The sequence below is a fragment of the Paraburkholderia sp. BL18I3N2 genome, from assembly GCF_003001875.1.
Lineage (GTDB): Bacteria > Pseudomonadota > Gammaproteobacteria > Burkholderiales > Burkholderiaceae > Paraburkholderia > Paraburkholderia phytofirmans.
Genome location: NZ_PVNC01000009.1, coordinates 160437 through 180040 on the forward strand (window position 1 = coordinate 160437; position 19604 = coordinate 180040).

The 19604-nt window shown below is 63.5% G+C and carries 19 protein-coding genes and 1 riboswitch; of the genes, 6 read left to right on the forward strand and 13 right to left on the reverse strand.

The genetic code is table 11. The features are described from left to right. The first annotated feature begins 114 nt into the window (after positions 1-114). Positions 115-873 carry a M48 family metallopeptidase gene (locus B0G75_RS23695; protein ID WP_106311162.1) on the forward strand — a complete coding sequence of 253 codons (759 nt, stop codon included), beginning with the start codon at positions 115-117 and terminating at the stop codon, positions 871-873. Positions 874-1014: 141 nt separating this feature from the next. On the opposite strand, the gene lnt is transcribed toward B0G75_RS23695, so the two are convergent. From lnt to B0G75_RS23730, 7 genes are all read right to left on the reverse strand, one after another. Then, positions 1015-2718 (reverse strand): apolipoprotein N-acyltransferase, encoded by a 1704-nt coding sequence (lnt, locus tag B0G75_RS23700; protein ID WP_106311165.1) that lies wholly within the window; start codon positions 2716-2718, stop codon positions 1015-1017. 60 nt (positions 2719-2778) lie between these two features. Next, complete coding sequence (locus B0G75_RS23705; protein ID WP_106311168.1) at positions 2779-3672, reverse strand: HlyC/CorC family transporter; 894 nt, start codon at positions 3670-3672, stop codon at positions 2779-2781. A gap of 201 nt (positions 3673-3873) precedes the next feature. Continuing rightward, complete coding sequence (locus B0G75_RS23710) at positions 3874-4563, reverse strand: gamma-glutamylcyclotransferase (protein WP_106311171.1); 690 nt, start codon at positions 4561-4563, stop codon at positions 3874-3876. 48 nt (positions 4564-4611) lie between these two features. Beyond that, complete coding sequence (ybeY, locus tag B0G75_RS23715; protein ID WP_106311174.1) at positions 4612-5073, reverse strand: rRNA maturation RNase YbeY; 462 nt, start codon at positions 5071-5073, stop codon at positions 4612-4614. A 48-nt stretch (positions 5074-5121) separates the two neighbouring features. Then, complete coding sequence (locus tag B0G75_RS23720; protein ID WP_106311177.1) at positions 5122-6195, reverse strand: PhoH family protein; 1074 nt, start codon at positions 6193-6195, stop codon at positions 5122-5124. Positions 6196-6241: 46 nt separating this feature from the next. Beyond that, positions 6242-7615, reverse strand: coding sequence for a tRNA (N6-isopentenyl adenosine(37)-C2)-methylthiotransferase MiaB (miaB, locus tag B0G75_RS23725; RefSeq protein WP_106311180.1), 1374 nt, complete (start codon positions 7613-7615; stop codon positions 6242-6244). A gap of 176 nt (positions 7616-7791) precedes the next feature. Next, on the reverse strand, positions 7792-8775 hold the full coding sequence (locus B0G75_RS23730; protein ID WP_012434287.1) for a LysR family transcriptional regulator: 984 nt from the start codon (positions 8773-8775) through the stop codon (positions 7792-7794). Positions 8776-8886: 111 nt separating this feature from the next. On the opposite strand from B0G75_RS23730, the gene B0G75_RS23735 reads away from it, so the two are divergent. The 4 genes from B0G75_RS23735 to ribB all read left to right on the forward strand — a co-directional run bounded on the left by B0G75_RS23735 (position 8887) and on the right by ribB (position 12515). Continuing rightward, the gene (locus tag B0G75_RS23735; protein ID WP_106311183.1) at positions 8887-9285 is read left to right on the forward strand and encodes a VOC family protein; all 399 of its coding nucleotides are present in this window, start codon (positions 8887-8889) and stop codon (positions 9283-9285) included. 16 nt (positions 9286-9301) lie between these two features. Continuing rightward, complete coding sequence (locus tag B0G75_RS23740; protein WP_106311186.1) at positions 9302-10468, forward strand: MFS transporter; 1167 nt, start codon at positions 9302-9304, stop codon at positions 10466-10468. A gap of 188 nt (positions 10469-10656) precedes the next feature. Continuing rightward, entirely contained in the window at positions 10657-11346 is a 690-nt protein-coding gene (locus tag B0G75_RS23745) for a helix-turn-helix domain-containing protein (protein ID WP_106311189.1), read from the forward strand. 118 nt (positions 11347-11464) lie between these two features. Beyond that, positions 11465-11648, forward strand: a riboswitch (FMN riboswitch). Between the two features lie 147 nt (positions 11649-11795). After that, the gene (gene ribB, locus B0G75_RS23750; RefSeq protein ID WP_106311192.1) at positions 11796-12515 is read left to right on the forward strand and encodes a 3,4-dihydroxy-2-butanone-4-phosphate synthase; all 720 of its coding nucleotides are present in this window, start codon (positions 11796-11798) and stop codon (positions 12513-12515) included. Positions 12516-12757: 242 nt separating this feature from the next. Here the strand turns inward: ribB and B0G75_RS23755 are convergent, their stop codons facing one another. The 4 genes from B0G75_RS23755 to glpD form a co-directional block, all read right to left on the reverse strand. Continuing rightward, positions 12758-13444 carry an HAD family hydrolase gene (locus tag B0G75_RS23755; RefSeq protein WP_106311195.1) on the reverse strand — a complete coding sequence of 229 codons (687 nt, stop codon included), beginning with the start codon at positions 13442-13444 and terminating at the stop codon, positions 12758-12760. Between the two features lie 177 nt (positions 13445-13621). Next, positions 13622-14335, reverse strand: a complete 714-nt coding sequence (locus B0G75_RS23760; RefSeq protein ID WP_106311198.1) for an MIP/aquaporin family protein — start codon at positions 14333-14335, stop codon at positions 13622-13624. A gap of 85 nt (positions 14336-14420) precedes the next feature. Beyond that, entirely contained in the window at positions 14421-15920 is a 1500-nt protein-coding gene (glpK, locus tag B0G75_RS23765; RefSeq protein ID WP_106311201.1) for a glycerol kinase GlpK, read from the reverse strand. A gap of 180 nt (positions 15921-16100) precedes the next feature. Continuing rightward, complete coding sequence (glpD, locus tag B0G75_RS23770) at positions 16101-17630, reverse strand: glycerol-3-phosphate dehydrogenase (RefSeq protein ID WP_106311204.1); 1530 nt, start codon at positions 17628-17630, stop codon at positions 16101-16103. 202 nt (positions 17631-17832) lie between these two features. On the opposite strand from glpD, the gene B0G75_RS23775 reads away from it, so the two are divergent. Next, a complete protein-coding gene (locus B0G75_RS23775) occupies positions 17833-18207 on the forward strand; it encodes a hypothetical protein (RefSeq protein WP_106311207.1) in 375 nt (124 codons plus the stop codon). Positions 18208-18269: 62 nt separating this feature from the next. Here the strand turns inward: B0G75_RS23775 and B0G75_RS23780 are convergent, their stop codons facing one another. After that, a complete protein-coding gene (locus tag B0G75_RS23780; RefSeq protein ID WP_106311210.1) occupies positions 18270-18899 on the reverse strand; it encodes a TetR/AcrR family transcriptional regulator in 630 nt (209 codons plus the stop codon). A 208-nt stretch (positions 18900-19107) separates the two neighbouring features. Next, a complete protein-coding gene (locus B0G75_RS23785; RefSeq protein WP_006049938.1) occupies positions 19108-19305 on the reverse strand; it encodes a hypothetical protein in 198 nt (65 codons plus the stop codon). Positions 19306-19604 lie beyond the last annotated feature (299 nt).

A 19604-nucleotide genomic window follows, 5' to 3' on the forward strand; every position in this document is an offset into this window, starting at 1 on the left:
TTTATGCAATTTACATATCGGCTTCTTTTGCAGCCGATATGAAACCTGTTGCGAACAGGCGGTGCATTAAAAGCGCGCCGTTGAAATGAATAACATCGCAGAGAGACTTCCACCATGAAATCGTACCGCTTTGCCATTGCCGCTTCCGCCTTCGCTTTATTCGCAGCGTGCTCGAATATCAGCAACGTCGATCCGTCCGCGCTGATCAAGTCCGGCCAGATGGCCACCCAGGCTGCCACGCTGAGCGACACCGACGTGCGCGCCCTGACCGACAAGTCGTGCACGCAGCTGGACAGCGAAAACAAGATTGCCGCCGCGAACAGCAATTACCAGAAGCGCCTGAACAAGATCGCCGCGCAACTGGGCGACAACATCAACGGCACGCCCGTGAACTACAAGGTGTACATGACCAAGGACGTCAACGCGTGGGCCATGGCGAACGGCTGCGTGCGCGTGTACAGCGGTCTGATGGACATGATGAACGACAACGAAGTGCGCGGCGTGGTCGGCCATGAAATGGGCCACGTGGCGCTCGGCCACACGAAGAAGGCGATGCAGGTCGCGTATGCGACGTCCGCGGCGCGGTCGGTGGCGTCGTCGGCGGGTGGCGTGGCGGGCGCGCTGTCCGGTTCGCAGCTCGGCGACTTTTCAGAGAAGCTGATTAACGCGCAATTCTCGCAAACCCAGGAAAGCGCAGCGGACGATTATTCGTTCGACTTGCAGAAAAAGAAGAATCTCGATCCGTCGGGATTGGTGACGGCATTCAACAAGCTCTCCGCATTGGATGGCGGTAAATCGAGTATGTTGAGTTCGCATCCGGCGTCGCCGGCGCGTGCGCAGCATATTCAGCAGCGCATTGCTTCGAACCAGTAAAGTTTGATTGGGCTAAAAACGCGCGCTCGCGGTATTCCGCGGCGCGCGTTTTTTTATTGCAGTGTTTTTGGGGTGGTTTGATTCGCGCGCGCCGCTTTCAAATAGGCAGCGCGCGGAATCGATGCGGTTTAATCGCGCGGCTTATTGCTTGCCGTTGCGGCGCCGCGTAATGCCCGGCCCGAACGCAAAGCCGAATGCCAGCAGCAGCAACGAGACCGCCAGCACCGTGTTATTGCCGCTCGTGATGTAAGGCGTGCTGCCCGCAGTTCCTTGCACGGTGACATCGAGCGAGCCGATCGTGTACGGCGTCAGGCGCCCGATCACCTTGCCATTTGCGTCGATCGCGGCGGTCATGCCGGTGTTGGTCGCGCGCAGCATCGGGCGGCCGGTTTCCAGCGAGCGCATGCGCGCGATCTGCAAATGCTGGTCGAGCGCGATCGTGTCGCCGAACCAGGCCAGATTGGTCGAGTTGACCAGCACGCCGGCCGGCGTAGCGCTTTCGCGGATGGTCCGCGCGATCTCTTCGCCGAAAATGTCTTCGTAGCAGATGTCCACGGCGACCGGCTGGTTATGCACCATGAACGGCTTCTGCACCGGCGCGCCGCGGAAGAAGTCGCCGAGCGGAATGCTCATCAGATTGACGAACCAGCGGAAGCCCCACGGCACGAATTCGCCGAACGGCACGAGGTGATGCTTGTCGTAGCGATACACGTCGCGCGTGCCGGGCGTGACGCCGAACAGGCTGTTCGTATAGTCGATCACCTGGCCCTCCGGCGTGATCGTGCCGCCGATCGCGCCGAACAGGATCGCGCTGCCGGTCGAGTCCGAGAAGTTGCGCACCGCCGAGGCGAACGGCGCCGGCAATTGCTGCGCGAGCACGGGGATGGCGGTTTCCGGCGTGACGATCAGATCGGCCGGTTTCGAGGTGATCATCTGTTGAAACTGATCGATCGCGGCGCGCATGCCGGATTCCTCGAATTTCATTTCCTGTTTGACATTGCCCTGCAGCAGACGCACGGTCAACGGCGCGTTGGCCGGCACGGTCCATTGCACGAGCGGCAGCAGCAGGCCGGCGGCGATCAGCGCCAAGGCGATTGCGCCCGGCACGGCGACGCGCGCCACAGCCGGTTTCGCGCCTTTGCGGCCGGTGTCGCCGGCCCGGCTTTGTTTGCGTGAGGAGAGGAACGCAAGCAAAGCCTGCACGATCAGCGCGGCCACCAGCGCCAGCATCCAGCCGACGCCGTACACGCCCGCCACTGGCGCAAAGCCGGCAAACGGACCGTCCACTTGAGCGTAACCGCTCGCCAGCCACGGAAAGCCTGTGAACACTGTGCCGCGCAACCATTCGCCGATCGCCCACGCGCTCGCGAACGCCAGCGCGCCGTGCCAGGTTGGGGAGAACGGCGTGTCGTCGGCGGCCGCGCCGTTGTTCGCGTGCCCCGCGCAGAACGACCAGACGCCGGCTGCCAGCGCGGGATAAATCGCCAGATAAAGCGAGAACAGCACGACGGCCGCGCCGGCGAGCGGCGCCGCCATGCCGCCGTAGAAATGCATGCTGACGTAGAGCCACCACACACCGGTCACGAAATTACCGAAGCCGAACGCGCCGCCCGTCAGCGCCGCGCTTTTCCAGCCGGTGGTACGTGTGAGCCAGGCGAAGAAGAACGCGAAGATCGCGAGTTCGAGCCAGCCGCCGTGCGGCGTCGGCGCGAACGAGAGTGTATTGGCCGCGCCGGCGGCCAGCGCGACGAGGTAATGCCAGCGAGGCAGCGTGCGGCCGCGGGTTTGCTGGGCGGCAGAAGCGCTCACGCCGTGGCGCGAACGGGAAGTCATCGGGTCGGCCATTGGTGCGCGGTCGGCGTGAGGAGTTGAAGAAGCGGGAAAAAGACCCAGCGAAAAGCCGGATCAGGTCTGCACGTGCTGCGCTTCGCGCTCGCGCTGGCCCGCGAGCGGATCGCGGCGCACCAGCAGCATGTGAATCTGGCGGGCGTCGCCGCGCAGAATCTCGAAGATCAGATCGTCGAGGCGGACTTTTTCGCCACGATGCGGCACCCGTCCGAAGTGATGCGTGACGAGCCCGCCGATCGTGTCGACTTCATCGTCCGGATAGTGCGTGCCGAAGGCCTCGTTGAACTGTTCGATTTCGGTGAGCGCGCGCACGCGGAAACGTCCGTCCGGCGAGGCGATGATATTGCCGCTTTCCTCGTCGAAATCGTATTCGTCTTCAATGTCGCCGACGATCTGTTCCAGCACGTCTTCGATCGTGATCAGGCCGGCCACGCCGCCGTATTCGTCGACCACTACCGCGAGGTGATTGCGATTTACGCGGAAGTCGTGCAGCAGCACGTTCAGGCGCTTCGATTCGGGGATGAACACAGCGGGGCGCAGCATGCCGCGCACGTCGAATTCTTCTTCGGCGTAGTAGCGCAGCAGGTCTTTGGCCAGCAGCACGCCGATGATGTTGTCGCGATTGCCCTCGTAGACCGGATAGCGCGAGTGCGCTTTTTCCAGCACGTAAGGGATGAATTCGGCGGGATTGTCCGCGATGTTGATCGCGTCCATTTGCGCACGCGGCACCATGATGTCGCGCGCGCTGAGTTCGGACACCTGGAACACGCCTTCGATCATCGACAGCGAGTCGGCGTCGATCAGGTTGCGCTCGTGCGCGTCCTGCAGAATTTCCAGAAGTTCGGCGCGCGAGTCGGGCTCGGGCGAGATGAAGTCGGTCAGACGCTCGAGGAGTGAGCGCTTTTCCTGCGGTTTGTCGAGTTGGCGTCGACTGGGATACGTGTCGTTCATGGTAGTGCGCCCGGCAAGACTGGGCGCGCTGTTGCAGAGCATTAAGGATACACCAGGCACATGGCAGGACCGTGTCCCGCCCGGCTGGGCGATGAGTGAAGCTGGGGTGAGGCGGCTCCGCCGTGAGGGCGGGCGTAGGTCAATCCTAACTGATTACGCGCGGAAAAGCGTTTTCGGGAAAAAAAGCGCCGCTCGGCACGCTTATTTCTGGCCCGCTTTCACGTTTGCTTCGCGGCTTTCCTCGCGGCACCGTTCGAGCAACGCTTCGAGTGCGCGGTCGGGCATGCCGCTCTCACGCAGCGCATGGACCGTCCGGCTGACGTAGTCGAGCGTGGTGCCGTAGCGACCGCTCGCGCAGCCGAACACGGTTTTGACAATGTCGTCGCGCAACTTGCCGGTGTAGCTCGGCACGTCGCGGCGCATGACGAAGGCGAGTGCGTCGACGCGCCGGCCGTCGGCGAGCACGCACGGCAGCCACGCCGGGCGGTATGAACCCATCGCCATTTCGCGGCGCCAGAGCGCTTCGAGATGCGGCATCGAGCCTTCGGCCGCGAGCCGGAATGCGATGCCGGTGCACGAACCGCCGCGATCGAGCGCGAGCACGAGGCCCGGCTGCTCGGGCGTGCCGCGATTCACACGCGACCACAGGTACAGCCCCCGGTGATAGCCATGGACCTTGGATCGGGTGGCTTCGACGGTGGGCAGGCCGGGATTCCAGATCAGCGAGCCATAGCCGAACAGCCATAGGTCGCTCTTGCGGTCCCAGTCGCGCAACGTGCAGTCGAGCGACGCGCGCAATTCCTCGTCCGTCAGGAGCCGCGATTCGCCGAGCGCCGGCGGATAGTCCGGGCAGGGCGTTCGGGTGTCGGCTTCAGGAGAAGAGGTGCTCACGATGGTTTTTAACGGATTGGACGTTAACGACGCGCCGGTGATCGACGCCTACTGGTAAGGATCGGGAAAGCCGAGCTTGGCGAGGATTTCCGTTTCGATCGCTTCCATTTCCTCGGCTTCTTCCTCGACTTCGTGGTCGTAGCCCTGGGCGTGGAGCGTGCCGTGCACGAGCAGATGCGCGTAGTGCGCGATGAGCGGCTTGCCCTGTTCGGCGGCTTCCTTCTCGACCACAGGGCAGCACAGGATCAGGTCGCCCGTCACGGGATCGTCTTCCGATTCGGCGTAGGCGAAGGTCAGCACGTTGGTCGAATAATCCTTGCCGCGATAGGTGCGGTTCAGCGTGCGGCCTTCTTCGGCATCGACGAAACGCACGGTCAGTTCGCCGTCCGCGAATAGCGCCGCCTTGATCCAGCCGGCCACAGTGGCGCGCGGCAGCAGCGCCTTGTGTTCCGGCCAGCTCCTGGCGGCGGGGAATTGCAGATTCAACGTCAGTTTCGGGGCGCGGCTCATGCGGTTTCGTTGTAATGCGTTCGTGGCGTGCGTTGCTGATGCGGGCGCTTAGCGCGAATCCGCCGGACTGGCGGTTTTCTGCGAATGCGCATCGTACGCCTCCACAATTCGCGCGACCAGCGGATGCCGCACCACGTCCGCGCTGGTAAAGCGCGTGAGCGCGATGCCGCGCACGTCGGCCAGCACCTGCTGCGCTTCGATCAGCCCGCTCTTGTGGCCGCGCGGCAAGTCGACCTGAGTCGTGTCGCCGGTCACCACCGCCTTCGAGCCGAAGCCGATCCGCGTGAGGAACATCTTCATCTGTTCGGGCGTGGTGTTCTGCGCCTCGTCGAGGATGATGAACGCGTGGTTCAGCGTGCGGCCGCGCATGTACGCGAGCGGCGCGATTTCGATCATCTGCCGCTCGAACATCTTGGCGGTCTTGTCGAAGCCGAGCAGGTCGTACAGCGCGTCGTACAAAGGACGCAGATACGGATCGACCTTTTGCGCCAGATCGCCGGGCAGAAAGCCGAGACGTTCACCTGCTTCGACCGCAGGACGCGTCAGCACGATGCGCTTGACCTGGTCGCGCTCGAGCGCGTCTACCGCGCAGGCCACCGCGAGATAGGTCTTGCCCGTGCCCGCCGGACCGATGCCGAATGTCACGTCGTGCGAGATGATCTGCTTCAGATACTCGCGCTGCGCCGGCGTACGGCCGCGCAGATCCGCGCGGCGCGTGTACAGCTTCGGGCCGAGTTCTTCGAGGTCGTCGTCGCCGGCGTCGGCGGGCTCGTCGAACGGGTGGTCCGGATTGCCGGGGAAGCGCGGGTCCAGCGCTTGCGTGCCATGGCCGTTGCCGTTTGCGCGATGCCGTGCCGGCTGACGCACTTCGACGAGCGCGAGCTGGATGTCGTCGACCGACAGTGGCTTCTGTGAGTTGTCGTAGAACTTTTCGAGCGCGGTGAGCGCGAGTTTCGCGCCGCGCCCGCGAATCGTGATGCGGTGGCCACGGCGTTGCAGCGTTACGTCGAGCGCCTGCTCGATCTGGCGCAGATTTTCGTCGAGCGGGCCGCAGAGGTTGGCGAGCCGCGCGTTGTCTTCGCGCGGTGCGGTGAATTCCAGATGCTGCTGAGTGGTCTTCAAGGCGGTGGGTCGATCCTGTCGGTTTCGATACGCGGGTTTGCGTCGCTTAATGGGTCGTGGCCGGGGCGTCGTCATGAACCAGCACGAGCTCGCCACGCAGCGAATGTGGGTACGCTTTGACGATTTTCACGTCGACCATCTGGCCGATCAGCCTTGCGTGCGACGCGACCGGCGCCGGGAAATTCACCACCCGGTTGTTCTCGGTGCGGCCGGCGAGTTCGTTCGGATCCTTGCGGGCCGGGCGCTCGACCAGTATGCGCTCGATCTTGCCGACCATCGAATCGCTGATGCGCTGCACGTTTTCCTCGATGGTGGCCTGCAAATGTTGCAGACGCTTGAGCTTCACTTCGCGCGGCGTGTCGTCGTGCAGATTCGCGGCCGGCGTGCCGGGACGCGGGCTGTAGATGAACGAGAAGCTGGTGTCGTACTTCATCTCGTGCACGAGCGCCATCATCTTGTCGAAGTCTTCTTCCGTCTCGCCGGGGAAGCCGACGATCATGTCCGTGGAGAGCGACAGGTCAGGGCGGATTGCGCGCAGCTTGCGGATCACGGACTTGTATTCGAGCACCGTGTAGCCACGCTTCATGGCCATCAGGATGCGATCCGAGCCGTGCTGCACCGGCAGATGCAGGTGGCTGACGAGCTTCGGCACCTTCGCGTAGGTGTCGATCAGGCGCTGCGTGAATTCCTTCGGATGCGACGTGGTGTAACGAATCCGTTCGATGCCCGGAATATCAGCCACGTATTCGATCAATTGAGCGAAGTCGGCGATTTCCGTCGAACCCACCGTGAGGCCGGCGCGGTAGGCGTTCACGTTCTGGCCGAGCAGCGTGACTTCGCGCACGCCCTGGTCCGCGAGGCCGGCGATTTCGGTCAGCACGTCATCCAGCGGACGCGACACTTCTTCGCCGCGCGTGTACGGCACGACGCAATAGCTGCAGTACTTGCTGCAGCCTTCCATGATCGATACGAACGCGCTCGGGCCGTCGACGCGCGCCGGCGGCAGATGATCGAACTTTTCGATTTCCGGGAACGAGATGTCGACTTGCGCGCGGCCGCTTTCCCGGCGCTTGTCGATCATTTGCGGCAGACGGTGCAGCGTTTGCGGGCCGAACACCAGATCGACGTACGGCGCGCGCGACACGATCGCCGCGCCTTCCTGGCTCGCCACGCAACCACCCACACCGATGATCAGATTCGGATTCGCTTCCTTCAGCTCGCGCACGCGGCCGAGGTCGGAGAACACTTTTTCCTGCGCTTTTTCGCGCACCGAGCACGTGTTGAACAGAATGACGTCCGCGTCTTCCGGCGTGTCGGTCTTGACGAGTCCTTCAGCCGCGCCGAGTACGTCGACCATTTTGTCGGAGTCGTACTCGTTCATCTGGCAGCCAAAGGTCTTTACATAAACTTTCTTGGTCATCGAATTTCGCCGGTCGCAGTGGTTAACCTGGGGGCGTCGTTTAAAAGGTGAAGAGGGCGAAACGTGCGAGCGGGCCGCGGAGCGGCGCTTATTTACCGTCATGGGCCGCTGCGGGCTGCCACTGTGGGCCGCCGCTGTGGCCTGCTTTCAGGGCACGTTTGCAGCGTAGTTCAATATTATAGCCCTTCGCGCGATGCGGTTTCCCCGGCCGCCTGGCGGCGCGGACGCTCCGGCGGCAAGCCCAGCAGACCTTCCAGTTCGTCCGACACCTGCGCGAAACGCTCACTCAGGAAATCCAGCAGCACGCGCACGCGCGGCGCCATGAAGCGGTTGCGATGGTAGAGCGCGTGCAGCGGCGCGTCCGGATAACGCCATTCCGGCAGCAGGATCTTCAGGCCGTCGGCGCGCAGGTCGGCTTCCACGTCCCACATCGACTTGATGACGATGCCGTAGCCGCGCAGCGCCCATTCGCGGGCGACGGCGCCGTCGTTGGTCTCGCGGGCGGTTTCGAACGGCACGGTGTAGTGCTGCACCTCGTCGCCGCGCGTGAAGCGCCACTCGTTCGCCAGGCCAGTGGCGGTGGCCAGCACGATGCAGTCGAAATTGGCCAGATCGTGCGGATCTTTCGGTTCGCCTTTACGCGCGATGTAGTCCGGCGACGCGCACAGCACGCGCCGGTTCGGCGCCAGCTTGCGGGCGACCAGCGAACTGTCCTGGGGCACGCCGAAGCGGATCGCCAGATCGATGTCCTCTTGCACCAGATTTGCCAGCGAGTCCGACAAAGTGAGCGCGAAGGTCACTTCCGGATACAGCGCGTTGAACTCGTCGAGCCAGTGCATCAGCAGATTGCGGCCGAAGTCCGAGGTCGCCGATACCCGCACCTTGCCGCGCACGACGCCTTGGCCGGCTTGCAGCGCGGCTTCGGCGTCGTCTAGCGATTGCAGCGCCTGACGGCAGCAATTCAGGTACAGGCGGCCCTCGTCGGTGAGCCTGAGTTGACGGGTGGTGCGTTCGAACAGGCGCGTTTTGAGGCCGGCTTCGAGCTTGGCAAGGCGCGCGCTGGCGGCGGCCGGCGTCAGTCCCATTTTGCGGCCCGCCGCCGACAGGCTGCCCTGCTGCGCCGCTTCGACGAACAGACGGATGTCACCGAGGTTGTCCATGGCGAATCTTTCAAATGAGATTTGAAAATGCTTCAAATGCTACGCCAATTATCAAATTGACGCTCAGCCTCGACAATGGCGCTCGTGGAAAACCCTGGGACCGCCAACGCTATGCAACTCGATCACGCGACCATCGTCACTGCCGACCTCGACACGGCCCGACGCTTTTTCGTCGACGTGGCCGGGCTGACGCAAGGCGCACGGCCGCCGTTTTCGGTTGACGGCTACTGGCTGTACGCGAACGGCCGCCCGCTGATTCATCTGATCGACGTGACGGTGCCCGCCGCGGCCGGCAGGACGGCGCCGCGCATCGACCACATCGCTTTCCGGCTGGAGAGCGCCGCCGAATGGCAGGCGCTGCTCGGTCGCCTGCATGCCCATGGTGTCAATTATCAAACCGCACGCGTGCCGCAAATGGGACCGCAAGAGGCACAGGCGCAACTGTTCGTGGCGCTCGCGCCGGGCGTCGTCATCGAATTCGTGACGGCGCTGCATCACGCTGAAATTTGAATCCTGGAGAAGAGAAATGCCCATTCCATTACTGGCGCTGGCGATCAGCGCATTCGCAATCGGCACGACGGAGTTCGTGATCATGGGCTTGCTGCCCGAGGTGGCGCGCGATCTGGCGGTGTCGATCCCGTCGGCGGGTTTGCTGGTGAGCGGTTACGCGCTCGGCGTCGCCGTCGGTGCGCCGTTGCTCGCGGTGGTGACCAGCAAGATGCCGCGCAAGTTGGTGCTGCAACTGCTGATGGGCGTGTTCATCGTCGGCAATACGCTGTGCGCGATCGCGTCCAGTTATTCCGTGCTGATGATCGCGCGCGTGGTGACGTCGTTCGCGCATGGCTCGTTTTTCGGCATTGGCGCGGTGGTGGCGGCTTCGCTCGTGCCGGCCGAAAAGCGCGCCAGCGCGATTGCGCTCATGTTCACCGGCCTGACGCTGGCGAACGTGCTCGGCGTACCGTTCGGCACGTTCGTCGGCCAGGAGTTCGGCTGGCGCGCGGCGTTCTGGATTGTCAGCGCGTTCGGCGTGCTGTCGCTCGCGGGCGTCACGGCGCTGGTGCCGAATCGTCATGACGCAGGTCCGGTCGGACTCGGGCATGAAGTGCGCGTGTTGAAGGATCCGCAAGTCTGGACCGCGCTCGCGATGACGGTGCTCGGCTTCGGCGGCGTGTTCGTCGTGTTCACCTACATAGCGCCGATTCTCGAGCAGGTGAGCGGCTTCTCGCCGCGCGGCGTCACGGCGATTCTGGTGCTGTTCGGCGTGGGCCTCACGATCGGCAATACGGTCGGCGGCAAGTTGGCGGACCGTGCGCTGATGCCGTCGTTGATGGGCATTCTGGTCGCGCTCGCGGTGGTGATGGCGATCTTCGCGCGCACCAGCCATTCGCAAGTGGCCGCGGCGATCACGATCTTCGTGTGGGGCATTGCTGCGTTCGCCACGGTGCCGCCGTTGCAGATGCGCGTAGTCGAGAAAGCGGCCGCGGCGCCGAATCTGGCTTCGACGCTGAATATCGGTGCGTTCAACGTCGGCAATGCGGGCGGCGCGTGGCTTGGCGGTCTGGTGATCAATCACGGCCATTCGCTCGATACCTTGCCTTGGGTGGCGGCCGCGGTCAGCGTGGCGGCGTTGCTGCTGACCTGGTTCGCGGCGCGTATGGATGCACCGGCGTCGACGGTGGCGCAGGGGGCGTAAGCGCGCTCCGGTTTGTGAACTGGCCGCCGCTACGCCCTTATGAAAAATTCGCACAAGCATTGCGGAAAACGTCCTCCGCAATGCTGATAACAGTGTGAAGATAACTTCGTTGGGCGCGGCGGGGCGCGATGCTATCTTGCTTCCACTAACCGTTTGCCCGCCGTCCGGCGGCGCTCCTGGAGGCAATCATGCATTCCCCGCTTGCGCTCGTTCGCGATCCCACGGCTGACACCGATACGTCGCCGCGTGCCGCTGAACCTTTCGACGCACTTGAACATCTGGTCGGCGTGAATCTCGCCCGTTTGCGCGCCGAGCGGCAACTGTCGCTCGATGCTTTGGCCCGCGCCTCCGGCGTCTCTCGCGCCATGCTCGCGCAGATCGAATCGGCGCGCAGCGTGCCGTCCATCAAGGTGCTGTGCAAGGTGGCCGCGGCGTTGAAGGTGTCGGTGGCGGCTTTCTTGCGGCGTCACGCGACTAACGGCTTCGAGCATTTGCCGGCGGAGCGCTCGTCGCGTGTCGTCAGTTCGAACGGGCGCTATTCGGCCCGGCCGCTTTATCCCGACGCCGAACCGACCGCCGCCGAGTTTCACGAGTTGCGTATCGCGCCATTGCATACCGAAGCCGGCACGCGCCGCGCGCCGGGCACGACGGTGAATCTGGTGGTGAGCGAAGGCACGCTGGAAGTCAGCGTCCACGATCAACGCCAGTTGCTGGCCACCGGCGACGCGATCGTGTTCGACGCCGACCAGCCGCATAGCCTGCGCAATCCCGGCGACACGGAAGCGCGCGCGTTTCGCGTGACGTTGAAGGCGGAGACGCCGCCGCGCTGGGACGTGCCCGCGCACCACGAGCCGGCGCGCGAAGTCGCACCGGGTTGACTGCATCTTTTGCGGACGCATGTGCTCCGAGTCGGAGATCTCCGTCTGATCAGTAGGGTTGCGCTGCACGTGCGGCGCGGCTGTTGTATGCTTTGCCAGCCGGTCGATCCGGCAATCAGTGCGTCTTCAGGGCGGGGCGAAATTCCCCACCGGCGGTATGCCGGCAACGCGAAAGCGTGAGCCGGTGAGCCCGCGAGCGCCCACGTCATACGGTCTTCCGAACAGGAAAGACTGAAGTGGGGTCAGCAGATCTGGTGAGAAGCCAGAGCCGACGGTTAGAGTCCGGATGGAAGAAGATGTGCAGATAGTCATGTTCGTTTCCGTGGCGCCGCTTGCAGGTCGAGGCGGTGCGCGAGCGTCGCTTTGCGCGGCGTTCAACGGCGCGTCTTTGTCTGTTTGCAATGCCCTGAAACGTTTCTCGCCCAACTTTTGCGATGAGCGTTTCAATCATGACCTTTGCTACTTTCCCTGCTCCGTCGACGATTGCGGATAGCGCATTCCTCGACCTCCCGCTGCTCGACACCGAAGCCGTTCCGCCGCGTATCGCCGCCGCCTTGCAAGCCATGCGCGATGGCCGCGCCGTCGTTCTGCAAGACGACCACGACCGTGAGAACGAAGCCGATCTGATCGTGTCCGCCGAGCGTCTGTCCGTCGAAACCATGGCGCTGTTGATCCGCGAATGCAGCGGCATCGTGTGCCTGTGTTTGCCCGACGAGAAAATCCGCGCGCTTGAACTGCCGCCCATGGCCGTGAATAACGAAAGCCGTCACGGCACCGCGTTCACGGTCTCGATCGAAGCACGCGACGGCGTGACCACCGGCGTGTCCGCGCTCGATCGCGTGACGACCATTCGCGCCGCGATCGCCGACGCGGCGAAGCCCGCCGACATCGTGCGTCCTGGTCACGTGTTTCCGTTGCGTGCGCAGCCCGGCGGTGTGCTGGCTCGCCGCGGCCACACCGAAGGCACGGTCGACCTCGCGATTCTGGCGGGTCTGAAGCCGGCCGGCGTGCTGTGCGAACTGATGAACCCGGACGGTACGATGACGCGCGGCGCCGATGTGGAGCGCTTCGCCGCGCAACACGATTTGCCGATGCTGACCATCGCCGAATTGGTGGAGTTTCGTCAGGCGCTGGCGCAGGCGCGCGAATGCGTGGCTGACGAGGCTTGATGCGCGGGGAGTGCGAACGTGTGACACGACGCGCGCGCCCGCTTGCAGTGATGATGTGAAAAAGCCGGCTCGCGCAGCCGGCTTTTTGTATTAACGCGAACGGCTACGATTGCTGCTGTTGAATTCGCCGCGCGTGGGCATTCCAGCCGCCTTTTCCATTGCCGCGAACAGCCACCTTGCATGTCGACAATTTCGCTGCGCTCGCCGGCAACGCAGCCGGCTTTTCCGGATGCCGCGAACGCCTAGGACTGCACGTCGCCGAACTCGCCGCGCACACCGGCTTCGACCAGCCCGGGCAACTCATCCATATGCTGCATGATCCGCGTCATGCCCATCTTGCGCAGCGCGTCCGCGTAGCCATCGGGAATATGGCTCGCGCCGACAAAAGCGATCGTCTTCATGCCCGCGGCGCGAGCGGCATTCAAACCCGCCACGCTGTCTTCCACTACCACGCATCGTGACGGCTCCACGCCCAGCGTTTTCGCGGCGAACAGATACACATCGGGATAGGGCTTCGGCCGCGCCACCTGTTCCGCGCTGAAAATGCGTTCGCCGAAAATCTGCTGCAGACCCGCGCGCCGCACCGACGCATTCACGCGCACCATCCGGCTGTTCGACACGACGGCGGCCGGCAACGTGACGCGTTGCAACGCGTCACGCACGCCGTTGATCGGGCTGAGCGAAGCCGCAAGTTCAAGTTCGACGTTGTGCTCGATGGTGTCGAAAAAATTCGCGGGCAACGTGATCTCGAACGACTTCTCGATGCCTTCGAGAAAGCGCGACGTTTGCTGACCAAAGGCCGTCTTGACGATGGGTTTGAAGTCGAGGCCGGGGAACGTGGCGCTCAGCGTTTCGAGCATCACGCGGTCAGCGATGATTTCGCTGTCGACGAGCACGCCGTCGCAGTCACAGATGAGGTGGTCGATCATGCCTGAAAACGGAAAGCGAAGCGCATGAGCAAGGCAATTGCAAGCTCATGCGCGGTAAGTGAAAGCGTCATGATACGTGCTTTGGCGGCGCCTGAGCGGCGCCGCGGCTTTCCGTGCCTTCTTCGCTCAGGCGCACCGCGATGTACGCCTGAGTGAGCCCTGCCTACGCCACGCAGATCAGTGCACGTGCAGATACAGATACAGACACGCTGCCGCCGCGCCTCCGAGCAGTGGCCCGCAAACCGGAATCCACGCATAGTGCCAATCGCTGTCGCGTTTGCCCGGAATCGGCAGCAGCGCGTGCATCAAACGCGGCGACAGATCACGAGCGGGACTCATCGCGTAACCGGTCGGGCCGCCGAGCGAGATGCCGATGCCGAGAACCAGCAGACCGACCGGGAGCGCGTCGAGCGCGCCGAGACCGACTTGCGGCGACGCCAGATACAGCACGCCCAGAATCAGCACGAACGTGGCGATCATTTCCGTGAGCAGGTTGTGCGGCACGCTGCGTATTGCCGGCGAGGTGCAGAACACGCCGAGCTTCACATCGGCGTCGCCTTCTTTGGCGAAGTGCTGCCGATACGCCACCCATACGAGCAGCGCGCCGGCCATGCCGCCGAGCATTTGCGCCGCGATATAGCCGGGCACTTTGGCCCAGGCGAACTTGCCGGCCAGCGCGAGGCTGATGGTCACGACAGGATTCAGATGAGCGCCGCTGAACGACGCCGTGACGTAGACGGCGATGAACACGGCCATCGCCCAGCCCATGACGATCACGATCAGGTCCGCGCCTTTGCCTTTGGTGCGCGCGAGCAGCACGTTGGCGACTGCGCCGTCGCCGAGCAGCACCACGAGCGCAGTGCCGATGAATTCAGCAATGTAAGGTGACATTGTTTGGTATCCGAAATATTGTTGTCAGGGAAGCCGCGGGATGAGCGGCTTCTTTATCGATGAAAGAGAAGGTAGAGAAACGTGCTCAGGGCGTGTCGGCCCACGCCTTCGCGGCGCGAATTGCGCGCTGCCAGCCGTCGAGGCATTGCTTGACTTCAGCGTGCGGCAGCGCGGGCGTGAAGCGGCGGTCGAGCTTCCACTGGCTTTGCAGTTCGTCGACGTCTTTCCAGTAACCCACCGCGAGACCGGCCAGGTAAGCGGCGCCCAATGCGGTGGTTTCCGCCACCTTGGGGCGCACCGCGTCGACGCCGAGAATGTCCGCCTGGAATTGCATTAGCAGATTGTTCGCGCAGGCGCCGCCGTCCACCCGCAATTCGCCGATGCGAATGCCGGAGTCGGCTTCCATCGCTTTCAGAACGTCGAGCGATTGATAGGCGATCGAGTCGAGCGCGGCGCGCGCGATATGCGCGGAGGACGTGCCGCGCGTCACGCCGAACAGCGTGCCGCGAGCACGCGCGTTCCAATGCGGCGCGCCGAGGCCGGCGAAGGCAGGCACCAGATACACGCCGTCGGAGTGGGACACGCTGCGCGCCAGCGTTTCGATCTCAGCGGCGTTCTTGATGATGCCGAGGCCGTCGCGCAGCCATTGCACCACGGCACCGCCAATGAAGATGCTGCCTTCGAGCGCGTAATTGATCTGATCGCCGATCTGCCACGCAATCGTGGTGACGAGATTGTTCTTTGATTCGATCGGCTTGTCGCCGGTGTTCATCACGAGGAAGCAGCCGGTGCCGTAGGTGTTCTTCACCATGCCCGACTCCGTGCACATCTGGCCGAAGAGGGCGGCGTGCTGATCGCCGGCGATGCCCGCGAGCGGAATCTTCGAGGCGAACACGGTGGTCTTGGTCGGCCCGTACACTTCCGACGAAGCCCGCACCTCCGGCAGCATGCTGCGTGGAATGTCGAGCGCTTCGAGCAGTTCGTCGTCCCACTTCAGCGAGTGGATGTTGAAGAGCATCGTGCGCGACGCGTTGGTGACGTCGGTAACGTGCAGGCCGCCCTTGGTGAAATTCCACACCAGCCAGCTGTCGACGGTGCCGAACGCGAGGCGCCCCTGCTTGGCCTTTTCGCGCGCGCCTTCGACGTTATCGAGAATCCAGCGGATCTTGGTCGCCGAGAAGTATGAGTCGATCGGCAGGCCGGTTTTGGCGCGGACTTTCTCTTCGAGCCCTTGCTCTTTGAGTTGGTCGCAGAAGTCGGCGGTGCGGCGGTCTTGCCAGACGATCGCGTTGTAGATCGGATGGCCGGTTTCGCGATCCCACACGATGGTGGTTTCGCGCTGATTGGTGATGCCGATCGCGGCGATCGAGGTGCCGTTCATGCCGGCGCGCGTCACGGCTTCGGCGGCGACACCGGCCTGGGTCGACCAGATTTCCTGCGGATCGTGTTCGACCCAGCCCGGACGCGGATAGATCTGCTGGAATTCCTTCTGAGCGGTCGACACGATATTGCCGAGCCGGTCGAACAGCATCGCGCGCGAGCTGGTGGTGCCTTGGTCAAGCGCGAGGATGTACTGGTCCTGCATTGTCTCTTCTCCATGCGTTTTATGAATCGCCGGGCGGAAAGCCGGCGACGGGAACGGCTTGTAGTTTTAAGCGGGCAGCAACACGTGTGATGATGCCGCCCGGCTTCGTCCAGCCGAGGGGTGAATCGATACGGTTCGGTTCTCTTGCATGCCGCGCACACGCTGCGTGGCGATATCCGACTATGCGCCTTCGCGCGCGGGTTCGCGGGCGAACCACGCGTCGATATCGCGTGTGATCGAATCGAGCGTGCCGGGTTCGACGTGCAAGCCGAGCTTCGAACGGCGCCACAGCACGTCCTGCGCGCTGCGCGCCCATTCGGTGTCGCGCAGGTACGTCAGTTCCGCTTCGTAGAGGCCCGGCGCGAAGGCGCGGCCAAGATCGGCCACGGAACGCGCATTGCCGACCACATGCTCGACGCGCGTGCCGTAGGCGCGGGCGAGGCGATGCGCCAGATCGGCCGGCAGCCATGCATGCTGCTGTTTGAATTCGCTCAGAAAGCGCTCGAAGTTGGCGTTGGGAATATCGCCGCCGGGTAACGGCGCGCCGGCCGTCCACGAAGACGCGCCGTTTTGCAGCGCCTGCGCGAGTTTGTCGACGGCTTCTTCCGCCAGTTTGCGGAAGGTGGTGATCTTGCCGCCGAACACCGACAGCAGCGGCGCTTCACCGGCGGGGGCGTCGAGTTCGAGCGAGTAGTCGCGCGTGACCGCGGATGGATTGTCCGCGCCTTCTTCCTCGAGCAGCGGGCGCACGCCGGAATAGGTCCAACGCACGTCGGCTGGCGAAATCTTCTGCTTGAAGTAGCGGTTGATCGAGTCGCACAGGTACTGCGTTTCGTCGGCGTTGATCGCCACTTGCGACGGGTCGCCGCGATATTCGAGGTCCGTCGTGCCGATCAGCGTGTAGTCGTGTTCGTATGGAATCGCGAAGATGATGCGCTTGTCCGGATTCTGGAAGATGTACGCGTGGTCGTGTTCGAACAGACGCCGCGTGACGATATGGCTGCCTTTCACGAGCCGCACGCTGTGCGACGCGGCGCGGCCGAGCGCCCCTTGCAGCAGTTCGCCGACCCACGGGCCGGCGGCGTTCGCAATCGATCCGGCGCGCACGTCGAGAATCGTGCTGTCCGCGCGCTTGAGCTGCGCGCGCCATTCGCCGCCTGCGCGCACGGCGCTCAGCAGCTTGGTGCGCGTGAGAATTTTTGCGCCGTGCTCCTGCGCATCCAGTGCGTTCAGCACGACGAGACGCGCGTCGTTCACCCAGCCGTCCGAATAGACGAAGCCGCGCTTGATCGAATCGACCAGCGGCACGCCCGCCGGATGATTGCGCATCACGATGCCGCGCGAGCCAGGCAGCAGCTCGCGCCTGGCGAGATGGTCGTAGAGAAAGAGACCGGCGCGGATGAGCCAGGCCGGGCGCAGATCGGGCATGTGCGGCATCACGAAGCGCAGCGGCCACATGATGTGCGGCGCGGCGCGCAGCAGCGTCTCGCGCTCCTGCAGCGCTTTTCGCACCAGCCCGAACTCACGGTATTCGAGGTAGCGCAAGCCGCCGTGAACGAGCTTCGTGCTGGCCGACGACGTATGCGCCGCCAGATCGTCCTGTTCGCAGAGCAGCACCGACAGGCCGCGGCCCGCCGCATCGCGAGCGATGCCTGCGCCGTTGATCCCACCGCCCACGACGAGCAAATCGTATCTCGAGCCTTGCGTCACCTGCTGTGTCCCCTGCGTGGTATTCGGAAAAACTGTTTGGAAAGGCTATCGAACTGATAGTGTTCGTTTTCGAACTTTAATGAACATATTCGAAAAAGTAAAGTTCGGTTTGTTTGGACGCCGCTCTAACGGTTGTCCGGATAGTGGCGCAACGCGTGGCCACGGACGATACTCTCGGCAGCAGCCATTTAGAGGTGAAATCATGCGTGGACTTTTGATGATCGGCGCCGCTACGCTTCTCGCGGGGTGTGTGAGTTCGCCGAGCCTGAGCGGCACGAGGGGCGCGCCGTCGTTCGCGTCGTTGCAGCAGATGTGCAGTGCCCAAACGGTCGACTACGGCAACGACGCGCAAGGCGTCTACGCGGCGATGTTCGACGCGTACGTAGCGAACCGGAGCGGCAAGCTGTCGAAGGACGATTTCTGCGCGTTCCAGACGGCGATCGCGCAGCGTCACGCGAGCCAGGGCGTGAGCACCGATCCGCAGGTGCGTAACCAGTGGGTGGCGTTCTTTACTGATCAGCGGGCTAGGGCGTTAAGTTGGCGCGCGGCCGTCGATCCGACGTTGCGCAACGGTTGAACCTCAACGCGAGCGCCGTCTTCGCTATTCGTTGAACCGGTTCGCTTCGCACGCAGTCAATGCTAGCCGTGCTGCGCCTGCGCGCCGCGCCATAACATGCGGCGAATTTGCGCGAACACGGCTTCGCGCGTGGGCGCATTAACGGCGCCGGCAGGTTGCTGCGCCTGTGGCAACGGCAATTGGTTAGCCAGCGCCAGCATGGTGAAGCCGTGGAGACTCGCCCAGTACGCGTAACCGATCAGCTGCGGATCGCCTTCCAGAATACCCGCGGCTACGAGCCGCTCGAAGTGCTCGCCGAGCATGCGCCACGCGCGCTGCGAGGCGGCGGCGAGTTCCGGATAGACGCTTGCGTGCTGAGCCAGATCGAACATCAACTGATAGGCGTGCGGTTCGTCGAGTGCGAACGCCACGTAGGCTTCGCTCACCACCGAGTGATCCGTTTCCGGGGCGGTCTTCGCCGCCGCTTCCAGGCGCGCCGCGAAGCGATTGAACGCTGCGGCGCGCACCATCGCGAGAATCTCGTCCTTGTCGCGGAAGTAGCGGTAGGGCGTCATGGCGCTGCAACCCAGTTCTCTCGCCAGTTCACGCATCGTCACGCCTTCGGCGCCACGCGTCGCAAACGCGTTCTCGGCCACGCGTCGCATGGCTTCGCGGAATTGCTGGATATCGTCGGGGGAGAGCGTTTTGGGCATGCGCGAGGGCAGAAGGTCCGTCGCGTCAATTTACTGTGTAAATGATTTGCGCACAACAAAGCGGACGCCGGGCGGCGCCCTGCTTTCCAAACGAAGAGAGATTTCAAACTAGCAAGGGCGCGTGCGATGAAAACACGGCGCGTGCGCCGACACGACGCCGGACGTCAACCGCTCCGTCCGGCCGCAGGACGCAATGAAAGCAGCAAAACTAGGAAAGACGCTTGATGGCCCGCAATGCGCTATCGCCGCTTTCAGTCACGCGCCATTGTTCGTTGCCCGACGCGAGCCGTTCGAGTTGCACCAACTGGCGTTCCAGCAGTGCGTCGAGTTCTTCTCGCTCCATATCGACCTGGTTCGGAGCATCCTTGACGAGCAACAACGTGGCGAATTCATGCGGACTTAGCATTGTTCTCTCCATGTCAAGCAAACGCGGACGGCCTTGCCGGCGACTGGCTCTTGCCAGTGAAGTCCGCAAAGAATCAGGCGGGAGGTGCAACTTAACGACAGTTCACGCAACCGGCGCTACGCAGAATGCGGAAAAGTACGCCAGGGAACTGGAGTGTAGTCAACCGCACGTTAAACACCAAATCGGCCCCAGTAAATTCTCCCTTTGACAATTGGGCGCCTGAGAGGCGGTTAGGAGCCGCGGCCAGATCCTTGATTTCACTCGAAGTTTCGCGTGCGCTGCAACATGGCGAAAAAGGC